This is a genomic window from Aquincola agrisoli (genome assembly GCF_036621135.1).
Taxonomy (GTDB): Bacteria; Pseudomonadota; Gammaproteobacteria; order Burkholderiales; family Burkholderiaceae_C; genus Aquincola; species Aquincola agrisoli.
In genome coordinates this window covers 312,638-327,190 of the sequence record NZ_JAZIBG010000036.1, presented here as the reverse complement: position 1 = coordinate 327,190, position 14,553 = coordinate 312,638, and the positions used below count along the sequence as shown (strand labels likewise).

At 71.1% G+C, this 14,553-nt stretch carries 10 protein-coding genes; 7 read left to right on the top strand and 3 right to left on the bottom strand.

Going from position 1 to position 14,553, the window contains the following annotated elements; all coding sequences use genetic code 11:
- Positions 1-31 precede the first annotated feature (31 nt).
- From V4F39_RS18055 to V4F39_RS18045, 3 genes are read left to right on the top strand one after another with little or no spacing between them, the layout of a single operon-like run.
- Positions 32-1,312 carry an efflux RND transporter periplasmic adaptor subunit gene (locus tag V4F39_RS18055; RefSeq protein ID WP_378235007.1) on the top strand — a complete coding sequence of 427 codons (1,281 nt, stop codon included), beginning with the start codon at positions 32-34 and terminating at the stop codon, positions 1,310-1,312.
- Positions 1,313-1,354: 42 nt separating this feature from the next.
- Positions 1,355-4,537, top strand: coding sequence for an efflux RND transporter permease subunit (locus V4F39_RS18050; RefSeq protein WP_332291148.1), 3,183 nt, complete (start codon positions 1,355-1,357; stop codon positions 4,535-4,537).
- 11 nt (positions 4,538-4,548) lie between these two features.
- Positions 4,549-5,958: an efflux transporter outer membrane subunit gene (locus V4F39_RS18045; protein WP_332291147.1), complete on the top strand. Its 1,410-nt coding sequence runs from the start codon at positions 4,549-4,551 to the stop codon at positions 5,956-5,958.
- Positions 5,959-6,001: 43 nt separating this feature from the next.
- On the opposite strand, the gene V4F39_RS18040 is transcribed toward V4F39_RS18045, so the two are convergent.
- On the bottom strand, positions 6,002-7,705 hold the full coding sequence (locus V4F39_RS18040; protein ID WP_332291146.1) for a phosphoethanolamine transferase: 1,704 nt from the start codon (positions 7,703-7,705) through the stop codon (positions 6,002-6,004).
- Positions 7,702-8,421, bottom strand: a complete 720-nt coding sequence (locus tag V4F39_RS18035) for a phosphatase PAP2 family protein (RefSeq protein ID WP_332291145.1) — start codon at positions 8,419-8,421, stop codon at positions 7,702-7,704. The genes V4F39_RS18040 and V4F39_RS18035 overlap by 4 nt, the downstream gene beginning before the upstream one ends.
- A gap of 102 nt (positions 8,422-8,523) precedes the next feature.
- On the opposite strand from V4F39_RS18035, the gene V4F39_RS18030 reads away from it, so the two are divergent.
- The 3 genes from V4F39_RS18030 to V4F39_RS18020 are packed head-to-tail and all read left to right on the top strand — an operon-like array spanning position 8,524 to position 11,493.
- On the top strand, positions 8,524-9,210 hold the full coding sequence (locus V4F39_RS18030) for a response regulator transcription factor (RefSeq protein WP_332291144.1): 687 nt from the start codon (positions 8,524-8,526) through the stop codon (positions 9,208-9,210).
- On the top strand, positions 9,207-10,562 hold the full coding sequence (locus V4F39_RS18025) for a histidine kinase dimerization/phospho-acceptor domain-containing protein (RefSeq protein WP_332291143.1): 1,356 nt from the start codon (positions 9,207-9,209) through the stop codon (positions 10,560-10,562). Before V4F39_RS18030 ends, V4F39_RS18025 begins: the two co-directional genes overlap by 4 nt.
- 37 nt (positions 10,563-10,599) lie before the next feature.
- Positions 10,600-11,493 carry a DMT family transporter gene (locus tag V4F39_RS18020; protein ID WP_332291141.1) on the top strand — a complete coding sequence of 298 codons (894 nt, stop codon included), beginning with the start codon at positions 10,600-10,602 and terminating at the stop codon, positions 11,491-11,493.
- A 39-nt stretch (positions 11,494-11,532) separates the two neighbouring features.
- On the opposite strand, the gene V4F39_RS18015 is transcribed toward V4F39_RS18020, so the two are convergent.
- Positions 11,533-12,204 carry a GntR family transcriptional regulator gene (locus V4F39_RS18015; RefSeq protein ID WP_332291140.1) on the bottom strand — a complete coding sequence of 224 codons (672 nt, stop codon included), beginning with the start codon at positions 12,202-12,204 and terminating at the stop codon, positions 11,533-11,535.
- A gap of 154 nt (positions 12,205-12,358) precedes the next feature.
- Between V4F39_RS18015 and scpA the strand changes: the two genes are divergently transcribed.
- Positions 12,359-14,542, top strand: coding sequence for a methylmalonyl-CoA mutase (gene scpA / locus V4F39_RS18010; protein WP_332291139.1), 2,184 nt, complete (start codon positions 12,359-12,361; stop codon positions 14,540-14,542).
- The last annotated feature ends 11 nt before the right edge of the window (positions 14,543-14,553 follow it).

Here is a 14,553-nt window from a genome sequence, read left to right as displayed (position 1 = left end):
CCAATAAACACCTGCAAGGACGTCCATCGTGATCCGACGAGAGTCTGCTATTGCTCAAATTTCCCGTTCGCCGGCTCACGGCATCGGCCTGCGTGCCGCCGTGGCGCTGGCCGCAGCAGCAGTGCTGCTGGCGGCTTGCGGCAAGAAGGAAGAGGGCGGTGGCGCCCCCGCGGGCGGCGGCATGCCGCCGGCGACCGTCGGTGTCGTCACGGTGCAGCCGCAGTCCGTCGGGCTGGTGAACGAGCTGCCCGGCCGGCTGGAGGCCTCGCGTGTCGCGCAGGTGCGCGCCCGGGCGGCCGGCATCCTGCAGAAGCGGCTCTTCCGCGAAGGCAGCGACGTCAAGGCCGGGCAGCCGCTGTTCACGATCGACGCGGCGCCGTACGAGGCCGCGCTGGCCAGCGCCCAGGCGTCCGTCGCGCGTGCCGAGTCGACGCTGGTGCAGGCGAGCGCCCAGGCGCAGCGCCTGAAGCCGCTGGTGGAGGCCAACGCCGTCAGCAAGCAGGACTACGACAACGCCGTCGCCGCGCAGAAGGCCGCCGAGGCCGAGCTGGCCGCCGCACGCGCCTCGGTGCAGACGGCGCGCATCAACCGCGGTTATGCCCAGGTGACCGCGCCGATCTCCGGCCGCATCGGCCGCGCGCTCGTGACCGAAGGCGCGCTGGTGGGGCAGGGCGAGGCGACACCGCTCGCGGTGGTGCAGCAGATCAACCCGATGTACGTGAACTTCACGCAGTCGACCACCGAGGTGCTGCGCCTGCGCAAGGCGATGGCCGCCGGCAGCCTGGCCAAGGCCGGCACCGATGCGGCCACCGTGCAGGTCGTGCTGGAAGACGGCTCCACCTACGGCCGCCCGGGCAAGCTGCTGTTCTCCGACCTGACGGTGGATGCCACCTCGGGCCAGGTGACGCTGCGCGCCGAGGTGCCCAACCCTGACGGCCTGCTGCTGCCCGGCATGTACGTGCGCGTGCGGTTGGAGCAGGCGCAGGTCAACAACGCCATCCTGCTGCCGCAGCAGGCGGTGACGCGCTCGAACCAGGGCGACACCGTGCTGGTGGTCGGCGCGGACAACAAGCCGGTGACCCGCCAGATCAAGATCGGCAGCGGCCAGAACAACCAGTGGGTGGTGCTCGACGGCCTGAAGCCCGGCGAGCAGGTCATCGTCGACGGCTTCCAGAAGATGATGGTGCCGGGCGCACCGGTGAAGGCGGTGCCGTGGGCCGGCCCGGCTTCGGCGGCCTCCGCCCCGGCCGGTGGCGCCTCCGCCCCCGCGGCGGCAGCGCCCGCTGCGTCGGCCGCTTCTGCCGGCAACTGACAGCACGCCGTCCCCGAACGCTAGAAAAGCAAGGCGCACTACATGGCCAAATTTTTCATCGACCGCCCGATCTTTGCCTGGGTGATCGCGCTGTTCATCATGGTGATGGGCGGCGTGGCGATCTCCCAGCTGCCGGTCGCGCAGTACCCGACGGTGGCCCCGCCGGCCATCGTCATCAACACCGCCTACCCCGGCGCGTCGGCGCAGACGCTCGAGGAGTCCGTGCTCAGCGTCATCGAGCGCGAGATGAACGGCTCGCCCGGCTTGATCTACATGGAATCGGTCGCGCAGGCCGACGGCACGGGCGCGATCACGATCACCTTCGAGGCCGGCACCGATCCGGAGCTGGCGCAGGTGGACGTGCAGAACCGCCTGTCGCGCGCGACGCCGCGGCTGCCCGCGGCCGTGACGCAGCAAGGTGTGCGCGTCGACAAGTCGCGCAACAACTTCCTGATGTTCACGATCCTGTCGTCGAAGGATCCGCGCTACGACCCGGTGGCGCTGGGCGACTACGCCTCGCGCAACGTGCTGCCCGAGTTGCAGCGCGTGGCCGGCGTCGGCCAGGCGCAGCTGTTCGGCACCGAGCGCGCGATGCGGATCTGGATCGATCCGAACAAGCTCGTCGGCTTCAACCTGTCGGCGGCCGAGGTCAACGCCGCGATCCGCGCGCAGAACGCGCAGGTCTCGTCCGGCACGATCGGCGACCTGCCGAACATCCCGAGCCAGTCGATCTTCGCGACCGTCGTCGTCGAGGGGCAGCTCTCCACTGTGGAGCAGTTCGGCAACATCGTGCTGCGTGCCAACACCGACGGCTCGTCCGTGCGGCTGAAGGACGTCGCACGCATCGAGCTGGGCGGGCAGGCCTACGCCACCTCCGCGCGCCTGAACGGCCAGCCGTCCACCGGCATCGGCATCCAGCTCTCGCCCACCGGCAACGCGATGGCCACCGCCAAGGCGGTGCGCGAGCGCATGGAGGAGCTGTCCAAGTTCTTCCCGCAGGGCGTCGAGTACGAGATCCCGTACGACACCTCGCGCTTCGTCAGCATCTCGATCGAGCAGGTGGTGCACACGCTGTTCGAGGCGGTGGTGCTGGTGTTCCTGGTGATGTTCCTGTTCCTGCAGAACTGGCGCTACACGGTCATCCCGACCATCGTGGTGCCGGTGGCGCTGCTGGGCACCTTCGCCGTGCTCTATGCGCTGGGCTTCTCGATCAACGTGCTGACGATGTTCGGCATGGTGCTGGTGATCGGCATCGTGGTGGACGACGCGATCGTCGTGGTCGAGAACGTCGAGCGCATCATGAGCGAGGAGGGGCTCTCGCCCCGCAAGGCCACGCGCAAGGCGATGGGCCAGATCTCGGGCGCCATCATCGGCGTGACGGTGGTGCTGATCTCGGTGTTCGTGCCGCTGGCGTTCTTCGCCGGCTCGGTGGGCAACATCTACCGCCAGTTCTCGGCGGTGATGGTGGCGTCGATCGCGTTCTCGGCCTTCCTGGCCCTGTCGCTCACGCCGGCGCTGTGCGCCACGCTGCTGAAGCCGGTGGAAGCCGGCCACCACCACGAGAAGCGCGGCTTCTTCGGCTGGTTCAACCGCGGCTTCTCGCGCACCGCCAAGGGCTACGAGGGCTGGGTCAGCCGCATCCTGCGCCGCAGCGGCCGCTTCATGGTGGTGTACCTCGCGATCGTCGTCGGCGTGGGCTGGATGTTCACCCGGCTGCCGGGCAGCTTCCTGCCCAACGAGGACCAGGGCTACATCATCGTCAACGTGCAGCTGCCCCCGGGCGCGGCGCAGAACCGCACGCTCGACGTGATGAAGCAGGTCGAGGACTACATCCTCAAGCAGCCGGAGGTGGACAGCATGGTCAGCGTGCTGGGCTTCAGCTTCTCGGGCACGGGCCAGAACGCCGCGCTCGCGTTCGTGGTGCTGAAGGACTGGCATGAACGCGAAGGCCAGGCGCACAGCGCCGCCGGCGTGGCCGGGCGGGCCTTCGGCGCGCTGATGGGCATCCGCGATGCCTTCATCTACCCGCTGAGCCCGCCGCCGATCCCCGAGCTGGGCACCGGCACCGGCTTCAACTTCCGCCTGCAGGACCGCGCCGGCAACGGCCATGCGGCGCTGCTGGCCGCGCGCAACCAGATCCTGGGCATGGCGCACGGCAGCAAGCTGCTCGCCAACATGCGGCCCGACGGCCTGGAAGATGCGCCGCAGCTGCAGATCGACATCGACCGCGACAAGGCCAACGCGCTGGGCGTGAGCTTCGACGCGATCAACTCGGCGCTGTCGACCTCGCTCGGTTCGAGCTACGTCAACGACTTCCCGAACCAGGGCCGCCTGCAGCGCGTGATCGTGCAGGCCGACGCGCCGCGCCGCATGCAGCCGGACGACCTGCTGAACCTCAATGCGTCCAACGCGAGGGGCCAGCCGGTGCCGCTGTCGGCCTTCGCCACCACGCGATGGATCACCGGCCCGATGCAGACCGTGCGCTACAACGGCTACCCGACGATGCGCCTGGCCGGCGAACCGGCCCCGGGCGTCAGCACGGGCCAGGCGATGGAGGAGATGGAGCGGCTCGCGTCGCAGCTACCGGCCGGCTTCGGCTTCGAGTGGACGGGCCAGTCGCGCGAGGAGAAGCTCTCGGGCTCGACCGCGACCATCCTGTTCGCGTTCTCGCTGCTGGCGGTGTTCCTCGCGCTTGCCGCGCTGTATGAGAGCTGGTCGATCCCGGCCTCGGTGCTGCTGGTGGTGCCGCTGGGCGTCCTGGGGGCGCTGGCCGCGGTGTTCCTGCGCGACTACCCGAACGACGTGTACTTCAAGGTCGGCCTGATCACGGTGATCGGGCTGGCGGCGAAGAACGCCATCCTGATCATCGAGTTCGCGAAGGACCTGCAGGCGCAGGGCAAGGGCGTCGTCGAATCGGCGCTGGAGGCTGCGCACCTGCGGTTCCGCCCGATCATCATGACCTCGCTGGCCTTCATCCTCGGCGTGCTGCCGCTGGTGATCGCCTCGGGCGCGGGCTCGGCGAGCCAGCGCGCGATCGGCACCGGCGTGATGGGCGGGATGATCGCGGCCACGGCGCTGGCTGTGTTCTTCGTGCCGCTGTTCTTCGTGGTGGTGCGCGGCCTGTTCAAGGGCAGCGAGCGCCAGCGGCGCATGTATGCGCACGAACTCGACCAGGACACGCTGCCCCCGCCCTCGTCCGACCTCGCGCCGGAGGGCCGCCCGTGAAAGCGATCGCCATGAACCTCACTTCCCGCCTGACCGTGCTGGCCGCGGCCGCCCTGCTGGCCGCCTGCGGATCGATGGCCCCGCACTACGAGCGGCCGGCGGCGCCGGTGTCGCCCACCTACCCGGCCACGGTGGCCGGTGCGATCGGCGGCACGCCGGCCGCGGACATCGAATGGCAGCGCTTCTTCGAGGACGCCCGCATCCGGCGGCTGATCGAGCTCGCGCTGCAGAACAACCGAGACCTCCGCGTCGCGGTGCTCAACATCGAGCGCACGCGGGCGCAATACCAGGTGCAGCGCGCCGACCGGCTGCCCTCCGTCAGCGGCGTGGCCAGCCTGACGCGGGAGCCCAACGCGCAGGGCGACCAGACCAGCCTCTACTCGGTGGGCCTGGGCGTCACCTCGTACGAACTCGACCTCTTCGGCCGCGTGCGCAGCCTGTCGGATGCCGCGCTGGGCCAGTACCTCGCGACCGAGGAAGGCCGCAAGGCGGCGCAGATCAGCCTCGTCGGCTCGGTCGCGCGCGCGGCGCTCGCCATCCAGGCGGACGAGGAGCTGCTCGCGCTGACGCGCCAGACGCTGGCCACGCGTGAAGATTCGCTGAAGCTCGCGCAGCTGCGCTTCGACAACGGCGTGGCCTCCGAGCTCGACCTGCAGCTCGCCCGTTCGCTGATGGAAGCGGCCCGCACCACGCTGGCGCAGCAGCAGCGCCAGCGGGAGCTCGACGAAAACGCGCTGGTGCTGCTGGTCGGCCAGCCGCTGCCCGCCGACCTGCCCCCGGTCGCGCCGCTCGCGCAGACCCGGCTGGTCGACGACGTGCCCGCCGGACTGCCGGCCGATCTGCTCGCGCGGCGCCCGGACCTGCGGCAGTCGGAGCAGCTGCTCGTCTCGGCCAACGCCAACATCGGCGCGGCCAAGGCGGCGTTCTTTCCGCGCATCACGCTGACCGGCTCGGCCGGCACCGCGAGCAACGAGCTGTCGGGCCTGTTCAAGGACGGGTCGGGCGCGTGGACCTTCATGCCGCAGATCACGCTGCCGATCTTCGACGCCGGCCGCAACCGGGCCAACCTGGACGTGGCGAACGCCAACCGCGACATCGCGCTGGCGCAGTACGAGAAGGCGGTGCAGACGGCGTTCCGCGAGGTGGCCGACGCGCTGGCCGGCCGCGCCACGCTGGGCGAGCAGCTGCGCTCCCAGCAGGCGCAGGCCGATGCCGAGAACGCGCGCTTCCGTCTGTCGGACCTGCGCTACCGCAACGGCGTGGCGAGCTACCTCGACCTGCTGGATGCGCAGCGCTCGCTGTTCACCGTGCAGCAGGCCGCGCTGCAGACCCGGCTGGCGCAGCTGCAGAACCAGGTCACGCTGTACCAGGTCCTCGGCGGCGGCTGGACCGAAGCGCCGGCACCCCAGGCGGCGCGTTGATGCCCGCGTCCGGCGCACCCGCGGGGGGCCGGACGGGCCTCGCTCAGCCTGCGCCGCAGGCCGCGTAGAGGTCCAGCGCCGGCTGGTAGACCGCGGTGCGCACGTCCAGCAGGCCCAGCACCGAATGGAACCAGTGGTCATGCGAGCGCCGCTCGTCCGCGCCGCGCTGCAGGCAGGCGGTGCTGATCCCCGCGCGCCGCTCGTAGGCCGGCGACAGCCAGGTGATCCACGGCACCCGCTTCTGCACGTCGGGCGCCAGGGCGTAGGGCAGGCCGTGCAGGTAGAGGTTGTTCTCGCCCAGTGATTCGCCGTGGTCGGCCAGGTAGACCATCGCCGTGCTGGCACGGTCGCCGCGGGCCTTCAGCCAGCGGATCGTCGAGGCGAGGAAGTGGTCGGTGTAGGCGATGCTGTTGTCGTAGGCATTGACGAGCTGCTCCTGGCTGCAGGCCTGCAGCGACGCGGTCTCGCACTCGGGCTGGAAGCGCTTGAACGCCGCGGGCGAGCGCTTGCCGTAGGCCGGCCCGTGGCTGCCCATCTGGTGCAGCACGACCACGACGCCCCGGGCGCGCCGCTCGGCCGGCAGGGCCGCGATGCGCTCGTCCAGGCCTTGGAGCATCACCATGTCGAGGCAGGCGCCGCCGGGGCACAACGCGGGATCCTGCAGCTTGGAAGTGTCGACGTTCGGCACCCGGCTGCACACGCCCTTGCAGCCCGACTGGTTGTCGACCCACAACACGGCGAGGCCGGCACGCTGCAGCACGTCGAGCAGGCCCTCGTAGTCGTGCGGCCGGGCGTCGAAGCCCTCGCGGCCGAGGTGCGAGAACATGCAGGGCACCGAGGCCGCAGTGCTCGTGCCGCACGACCACACGTTGCGCAGGCTGGCCACGTGCTCTCTGGCCAGCTCCGGCGTGGTGTCGCGGCCGTAGCCGTTGAGGCCGAAATTGCCGCTGCGGCCCGTTTCGCCCAGCACCAGCACCACCAGCGGCGGCTTGGCCTGGCCCGCGTAGCTGCTGCCGAGCCGCGCATCCTGGCCGATCGGCTCGAGCACGCCGCCGTCGCGGCGCAGCGGCTTGGCCACCGCATCGGTGGCGGCCCAGACGGTGTTGAGCGGGTTGACGAGGTAGCGCACCTGCTTGTGGTTGCGCAGCATCGACGACAGCGGCTGGAAGCAGGCCAACAGCAGCGCCACCGCCACCGCGATGCCGCCGAGCAGCATCCCCAGGTTGCCCAGCAGGCGCCGCGGCGCGCTGCCGTAGCGCAGCGGCAGGCGCCACACCAGCACGGCCGGCAGCACGCCGATCAGCAGCAGGGTCGCGGCCAGGCGCAGGCTCATCAGGTCGGCGGCTTCGCGCGTGTCGGTCTGCAGTACGTTGGTGAGCATCGACGGGTCGATCACGATGCCGTAGGCCAGCATGAAATGCGTGCCCCCGGCGGCGGCGACCAGCAGCAGCGCCAGTGCCGGCTTCAAGGTCCACCGCCATGCCAGCAGGCTGCACAAGGCCGTGGCCAGCGCGGCGATGACGAGGGCGGTGCCGATGCCGAGCAGCACGCCGCGCAGGCCGCCCAGCATGCCGAGCGCCGACATCTCGTGCCACAGCGCGAGGTTGCCGGCCGTCGCCATCCACAGGCTGCTCAGGGAGACGGCCAGCGCCGGCGAGTGGGCGCGCGGCGGCGCCGGCGTGCCGGCGTCTGCGACGGGGCGCAGGCCGAGCCAGGCCCGGCGCAGCGGCAGGGACAGCAGCGTCATGTGGATTCCCTCGCAAGGGGCGCCGGCATGCGACGGCGGACGGCGAGGTCGATCGCCAGCGCCACGCTCCAGCACAGCCAGGCCGTCCAGAGGGTGTGGCTCATGAAGTGCGCGCCGCGTGCCTGCTGCGCGGCGCCGAACACGAAGCCTGCCGCCAGCGCCGCGGCGAGCCAGCGCCGTGCGATGTGGGGCGCTTCGGTCCGGAACGCGAAGAACCCGCCCAGGAACGCAAAGCCCGCCGACGCATGCCCGGCCGGAAAGCAGTGGCCGCTGCCGCCGTCGGGGCCGTGCAGCCAGGCCCAGTGCGAGACCAGGTGGGCCGTGCGGCCGAACACGTCCAGCTCCCAGGGGCAGCTGGTCAGGCTGAAACCCTTCATCAGCGATACCGCCAGCACCGCGGCCAGGGTGCTCCCGGCCAGCTGCAGCCGGCGCGCCATGCCGATCCGCCGCAGCGGCCCGACGGGCCACCACGCGCCGACGCACAGCCCAAGGGCGAGCAGCCAGGCGGCCGCCCGGCCACCTTCGTGCAGCACGGCCGACAGCAGCCAGTGGTCGCGCAGCGGGAATCCATGCTGGTCGCCGAACCACCGGGCGGCGGCGAGGTCGAGGGCGCTCGCGTCCCAGGCCAGCACCCCGGCCAGGGCCAGCGCGGTCCAGCCGAGCAGGACGATGGGCGAACGGGCGGCCGGCCGCGGCAGGGCGGCGAGGCGGGGCACGGAACAGGAGGGCGGGCAGGGTGGGGGGCTGGGATAGGGCACGCGGCGCACGATAGGCAGCGCGGCTTAAATCCGCCTTAAGCCGGCGCCACAATGCCGGCCATGCGCGTACTGGTGGCCGAGGACGACGAGGGCATTGCCGCCGGGCTGGCAGCGGCGCTGCGGCAGCATGGCCATGCGGTGGAGGCGGCGGCCACGGTCGCCGGCGCCTGGCGCCTGCTGCAGGCCGAGCCGTTCGAGCTCCTGCTGCTCGACCTGGGCCTTGCCGACGGCGACGGCACCGAGCTGCTGCGCCGCGTGCGTGCCAGCCCCGCCGGCAGGCTGCCCGACGCCGCGATGCCCGTGCTGATCATGACCGCCCGCGACGAGATCACCTCGCGCATCGCGGGGCTCGACCTCGGCGCGGACGACTACGTCATCAAGCCCTTCCATGCCGACGAACTGGCCGCGCGCATGCGGGCGCTGCGCCGCCGCGCCGCGGGCCGCGCGCAGCCGCTGCTGCGCTGCGGCGAGCTGGCGATCGACCCGGCGGCCCGCACCGTGCTGCGTGGCGGCCGGCCGGTGGAGCTGTCGGCGCGCGAGTTCGCGGTGCTGCTGGCGCTGGTGGAGGCGCGGCCGCGCGTGCTGTCGCGCACGCAGATCGAGTCGCAGCTCTACACCTTCGACGGGGCGCTCGAAAGCAATGCGATCGAGGTGCACGTGCACCACCTGCGCCGCAAGCTCGGGGAGGGCGTCATCCGCACGATGCGGGGCGTCGGCTACTTCGTGCCGTCCGATCCCGCGGCATGAAGGCCGAGGCGATGCCCAAGGAGGCGCCTCGCACGCTGCTGCGCCACCTGCTGGCGTGGACGCTGGGCGCGCTGGCGCTGGTGTGGGCGAGCTTCATCGTCGTCGGCTTCACCACCGGCGTGCACGAAGCCGACGAGCTGACCGACGGCCACCTCGCCAGCGTGGCCGCATTGCAGGCGGCGCTGCGCGACGGGCGCTTCGATCCGCAGCACGCGCTCGACGCGGCGCAGGCCGTCGGGCCGGCGCTGAAGAGCCACGACTACCAGCAGTCGATGAGCGTCGTGGTGTGGGACGGGGAGGGCCGCCTGCTGACACGCACCGGCGGCGCGCCGCTGCCGGCGTTCGACCGCGAGACCGGCTTCGCCGACCTGTGGCTGGGCGATCCGCCCGCCGCCTGGCGCACCTTCTCGCGCTGGGCCGGGCCGGCGCAGGACCGCAAGATCATGGTGATGCTGAGCATCGAGGAGCGCGACGACCTCGCGTGGGACATCGCGCTGCAGGTCGCGAGCCCGGGGCTGTGGGTCCTGCCGGTGATCGCGCTGGCGCTGGGCCTGGCGATCCGTCGCGGGCTGAAGCCGCTGCACGACCTGTCGCAGGACGTGCTGAGCCTCGACGTCCACCGGCCGCAGCCGCTGTCGCGCCAGCATCCGCATGCGGAGTTCAAGGTGGTGGTCGATTCGATCAACACGCTGGTGGCGCGCCAGCACGCGGCGCTGACGCGCGAGCGGCAGCTGGCCAGCGAGTTCGCGCACGAGCTGCGCACGCCGCTGGCGTCGATCGCGCTGCACGCGCGCTCGCTGCAGGGCCCGCTCGACGAAGGCGCGCGCCGCGCGTCGCTCGAGCGGCTGGAGCACGATGCGGTGCGGGCCGGCCAGGTGGTGCAGCAGCTGCTCGCGCTGGCGCGGGCCAGCCGGGCCGAGATGGCCGAGGCCGCGCAGCCGGTGGACCTCGACTCCCTGGGCCGTGCGGTGGTGGCGGAGTATGCGCAGGCCGCGCTGGACAGCGGGCACGAGCTGGCGCTGGACAGCGCGGGGCCGTTCCCGCTCCCGGGCCACCCGCTGCTGCTGGAACTGGCGCTGCGCAACCTGATCGACAACGCCCTGGCCCACACGCCGCGCGGCGCGCTGGTGGAAGTGCAGCTCGACGCCCGGGCGCGCTGGCTGCAGGTGTGCGACAGCGGAGGCGCCCCCGCCGAGGGCGGCGCCGGTGCACGGCATGCCGGCCCTTCGCTGGGCCTCGGCCTGGGGCACCGCGTGGTCGCCAAGGTGGCGGCCCTGCACGGCGCCACCTTTGGCCCGGCGCCGCCGCCGCCAGGCTTCGCCACCTGCTACCGGCTGACGTTCCCGTCCTGAGCCGCGCCGCCGCGCGGCGGCCCTTACCATCGCGCGAATGTCACCCCAGGCGCGCCGGCAGTTCGCTCTCCTCCTCATCTTCGTCACTCCCGCCTTCTGGAGCGTCAACTACCTCGTCGCGCGCGGCGCGCCGGGCGTGATCGAGCCGCACCTGCTGGCACTGCTGCGCTGGTTCGCGGCGGGGCTGCTCTTCGTGGTGCCCACCTGGCGCGAGCTGCTGCAGCACCGGGCGCACATCGCGGCCGATTGGCGCCGCTACCTGGTGCTGGGCGCGCTCGGCATGTGGATCTGCGGGGCCTGGGTCTACATCGGCGGGCGCACCACCGCGGCGGTGAACATCGCGCTGATCTACGCCCTGTCGCCGGTGCTGATCGCGCTGGTCTCGGCGCTGTGGCTGAAGGAGCGCTTCAACCGGCTGCAGATGGTGGGCGTGGTGCTCTCGCTCGCCGGCGTGGTCCACGTGATCCTGAAAGGGCAATGGTCGTCGCTGGGGCAGGTGGCCTTCGTGCCCGGCGATGCGTGGATCTTCGGCGCCACGTTGTCGTGGACGCTCTACTCCGTGCTGATGCGGCGCTGGTCCAGCCCGCTGTCGGCGATGGCGCGGCTCGCGGTCATCTGCGCCGGGGGCGTGGCCGTGCTGGTGCCGTTCGCCGCGTGGGAGATCATCCAGGCCACCACGCACCCGCCGTTGACGGCCGCCGGGCTGGGCCTCGCGCTGCTGGCGGCGGGCATCCCGGGCTTCGCGGCCTACCTGTCCTATTCCGTGATGCAGCGTGAGCTGGGCGCTGCCCGCGTCGCGGTGGTCATCTACCTGGGGCCGCTGTACGCGGCCGGCATGGCGTGGCTGGTGCTGAACGAACCGCTCCAGGCCTTCCACGCCGCCGGCATGGCGCTGGTGCTCGCAGGCATCTACCTGGTCAACCGGATGTAGCCGCCGCGCGCCCGCCCCGGCGGCGGGATCGCCGGCGGCTCACGGCAGGGTCGGCGCCCGCTGCGTGGCAGCGGCCAGGCCGTTGCGGAAGTGCTCGCGCGTCAGCGCCTCGGCCGCGGCGGCGTCGCGGGCGCGCAGGGCGTCCATCACCGCGCGGTGCTCTGCGAGCGAATCGGCCAGCCGGCCTTCGCGGAACAGCGAGTGGTGGCGGTTGAGCTTCATCACCTTGCGCAGGTCGACCACGATCTGCGTGCGCCAGCGGTTGTCGGCGATGTCGAGGATGCGCATGTGGAACGCTTCGTTGAGCCGGAAGAAGCGCTCGCGGTCGTCGACGGCCGTCTCCAGCTCGGCGTGCAGCCGGCCGAGCTCCTCCAGCTGCTCGGCCGAGGCCCGACGTGCCACGTCGCCGGCGGCGTCGCTCTCCAGCAGCGACAGCAGGTGGTAGACGTCGGTCACGTCGCGGGCCGACATCTCGGTGACGTAGGCGCCGCGCCGGGGCTTCATCGTGATCAGGCCTTCGGTGGCCAGCACCTTCAGCGCCTCGCGCAGCGGCGTGCGGCTGATGCCGTACTCGCCGCACAGGCGCTGCTCGTCGATCCAGCTGCCCGGAGCGAGCTGGTGCGACAGGATGCCGCCGCGCAGGCGCTCGGCGACGTGCTCGTACAGCGGCCGGGCGGCGGTGCTGCGGGTGGGAATCAAGGTCTCTGACATCTCGGCAGGATTTGACATCACGGCGCGCCGACATCCATAATTCAATTCTGAATTATGGCGTGGCGCAGAGCCGGATGTCCAGTGCGTGGCAACCCCTGCTTCCCGCCGTCCATCGAGCCGCCGCGGCCTTCCGCCCGCGCCTGGAGAGCCTCCCATGTCCGATTCCAAGCCCACGCCCGCGACCGACACGCTGACCTCCGCCAACGGCCTGCCGGCCTGGGAGAAGGCCGCGGCGAAGTCGGCCCCTGGTGGTGATCTGTCTGCGCTGCAATGGCACACGCCCGAGGGCATCGTCGTGAAGCCCCTCTATACCGCGGCCGACGTGCAGGGGCTGCCCTACACCGACACGCTGCCGGGCCTCGCGCCGTATCTGCGCGGCCCGCAGGCCACCATGTACGCGGTGCGGCCGTGGACCATTCGCCAGTACGCGGGCTTCTCCACCGCCGAGGAATCGAACGCGTTCTACCGCAAGGCGCTGGCCGCCGGCGGGCAGGGCGTGAGCGTGGCCTTCGACCTGGCCACCCACCGCGGCTACGACAGCGACCATCCGCGTGTCACGGGCGACGTCGGCAAGGCCGGCGTGGCGATCGACAGCGTGGAGGACATGAAGATCCTGTTCGACGGCATTCCGCTCGACAAGGTCAGCGTCTCCATGACGATGAACGGCGCGGTGCTGCCGGTGCTGGCCGGCTACATCGTGGCGGCGGAAGAGCAGGGCGTGAGCCAGGACAAGCTGAGCGGGACCATCCAGAACGACATCCTCAAGGAGTTCATGGTCCGCAACACGTACATCTTCCCGCCCGAGCCGAGCATGCGGGCCATCGGCGACATCATCGAGTACACGGCCAAGCACATGCCGAAGTTCAACTCGATCTCGATCAGCGGCTACCACATGCAGGAAGCCGGCGCCAACCAGGCGCTGGAGCTGGCCTTCACGCTGGCCGACGGCAAGGAGTACGTGAAGACCGCGCTGGCCAAGGGCCTGGACGTCGACGAGTTCGCCGGTCGCCTCAGCTTCTTCTGGGCGATCGGGATGAACTTCTACCTCGAGATCGCCAAGATGCGCGCCGCGCGCCTGCTGTGGTGGCGGATCATGAAAGAGTTCGAGCCGAAGAATCCCAAGAGCCTGATGCTGCGCACGCACTGCCAGACCTCGGGCTGGAGCCTCACCGAGCAGGACCCATACAACAACGTCGTGCGCACCACCATCGAGGCGATGGCCGCGGTGTTCGGCGGCACGCAGAGCCTGCACACCAACAGCTTCGACGAAGCCATCGCGCTGCCCACCGAGTTCAGCGCCCGCATCGCGCGCAACACGCAGCTCATCATCCAGGAAGAGACGCACATCACCAACGTGGTCGATCCCTGGGCCGGCTCGTACATGATGGAGAAGCTCACCCAGGACATGGCCGACAAGGCCTGGTCCATCATCGAAGAGGTCGAGGCCATGGGCGGCATGACCAAGGCGGTCGACTCGGGCTGGGCCAAGCTGAAGATCGAGGCCAGCGCGGCCGAGAAGCAGGCGCGCATCGATTCGGGGCAGGACGTGATCGTCGGTGTCAACAAGTACAAGCTGGCCAAGGAAGACCCGATCGACATCCTCGACATCGACAACGTGAAGGTGCGCGACAGCCAGATCGCGCGCCTGCAGCAGATCAAGGCGAAGCGCGACGGCGCCGCGGTGCAGGCCGCGCTCGACGCGCTGACCGCCTGCGCCGAAACCCGCGAAGGCAACCTGCTCGACCTGACGGTGAAGGCCATCCGCCTGCGAGCCACGGTGGGCGAGGTGTCCGACGCGCTGGAGAAGGTGTTTGGCCGCCACCGCGCCGACACGCAGAAGGTGACCGGCGTGTACGCCGCGGCCTACGACTCGGCCGAGGGCTGGGACAAGCTCAAGGACGAGATCAACCAGTTCGCCGAGGAACAGGGCCGCCGGCCGCGCGTGATGATCGCCAAGCTGGGCCAGGACGGCCACGACCGTGGCGCGAAGGTGGTGGCCACCGCCTTCGCCGACCTGGGCTTCGACGTCGACATGGGCCCGCTGTTCCAGACGCCGGAGGAATGCGCGCGCCAGGCGATCGAGAACGACGTGCATGCGGTGGGCGTCTCGACGCTGGCTGCCGGCCACAAGACGCTGGTGCCGGCCATCGTCGCGGCGCTGAAGGCGCAGGGCGCGGAGGACATCAACGTCTTCGTTGGCGGCGTGATCCCGCGGCAGGACTACGACTTCCTGTACGAAGCCGGCGTGAAGGGCATCTACGGCCCGGGCACGCCGATCCCAGCAAGCGCGAAGGACGTGCTGGAACAGATCAAGCGGTCGCTGGCCGCCGCGGCTTGAGGGCTGCCGAC

Coding starts and splice junctions, on each gene's coding strand:
- V4F39_RS18050 (WP_332291148.1), top strand. CDS start 1,355: ATGGCCAAATTTTTCATCGACCGCCCGATCTTTGCCTGGGTGATCGCG.
- V4F39_RS18040 (WP_332291146.1), bottom strand. CDS start 7,705: ATGACGCTGCTGTCCCTGCCGCTGCGCCGGGCCTGGCTCGGCCTGCGC.
- scpA (WP_332291139.1), top strand. CDS start 12,359: ATGTCCGATTCCAAGCCCACGCCCGCGACCGACACGCTGACCTCCGCC.
- V4F39_RS18020 (WP_332291141.1), top strand. CDS start 10,600: ATGTCACCCCAGGCGCGCCGGCAGTTCGCTCTCCTCCTCATCTTCGTC.
- V4F39_RS18025 (WP_332291143.1), top strand. CDS start 9,207: ATGAAGGCCGAGGCGATGCCCAAGGAGGCGCCTCGCACGCTGCTGCGC.
- V4F39_RS18045 (WP_332291147.1), top strand. CDS start 4,549: ATGAACCTCACTTCCCGCCTGACCGTGCTGGCCGCGGCCGCCCTGCTG.
- V4F39_RS18030 (WP_332291144.1), top strand. CDS start 8,524: ATGCGCGTACTGGTGGCCGAGGACGACGAGGGCATTGCCGCCGGGCTG.
- V4F39_RS18015 (WP_332291140.1), bottom strand. CDS start 12,204: ATGTCAGAGACCTTGATTCCCACCCGCAGCACCGCCGCCCGGCCGCTG.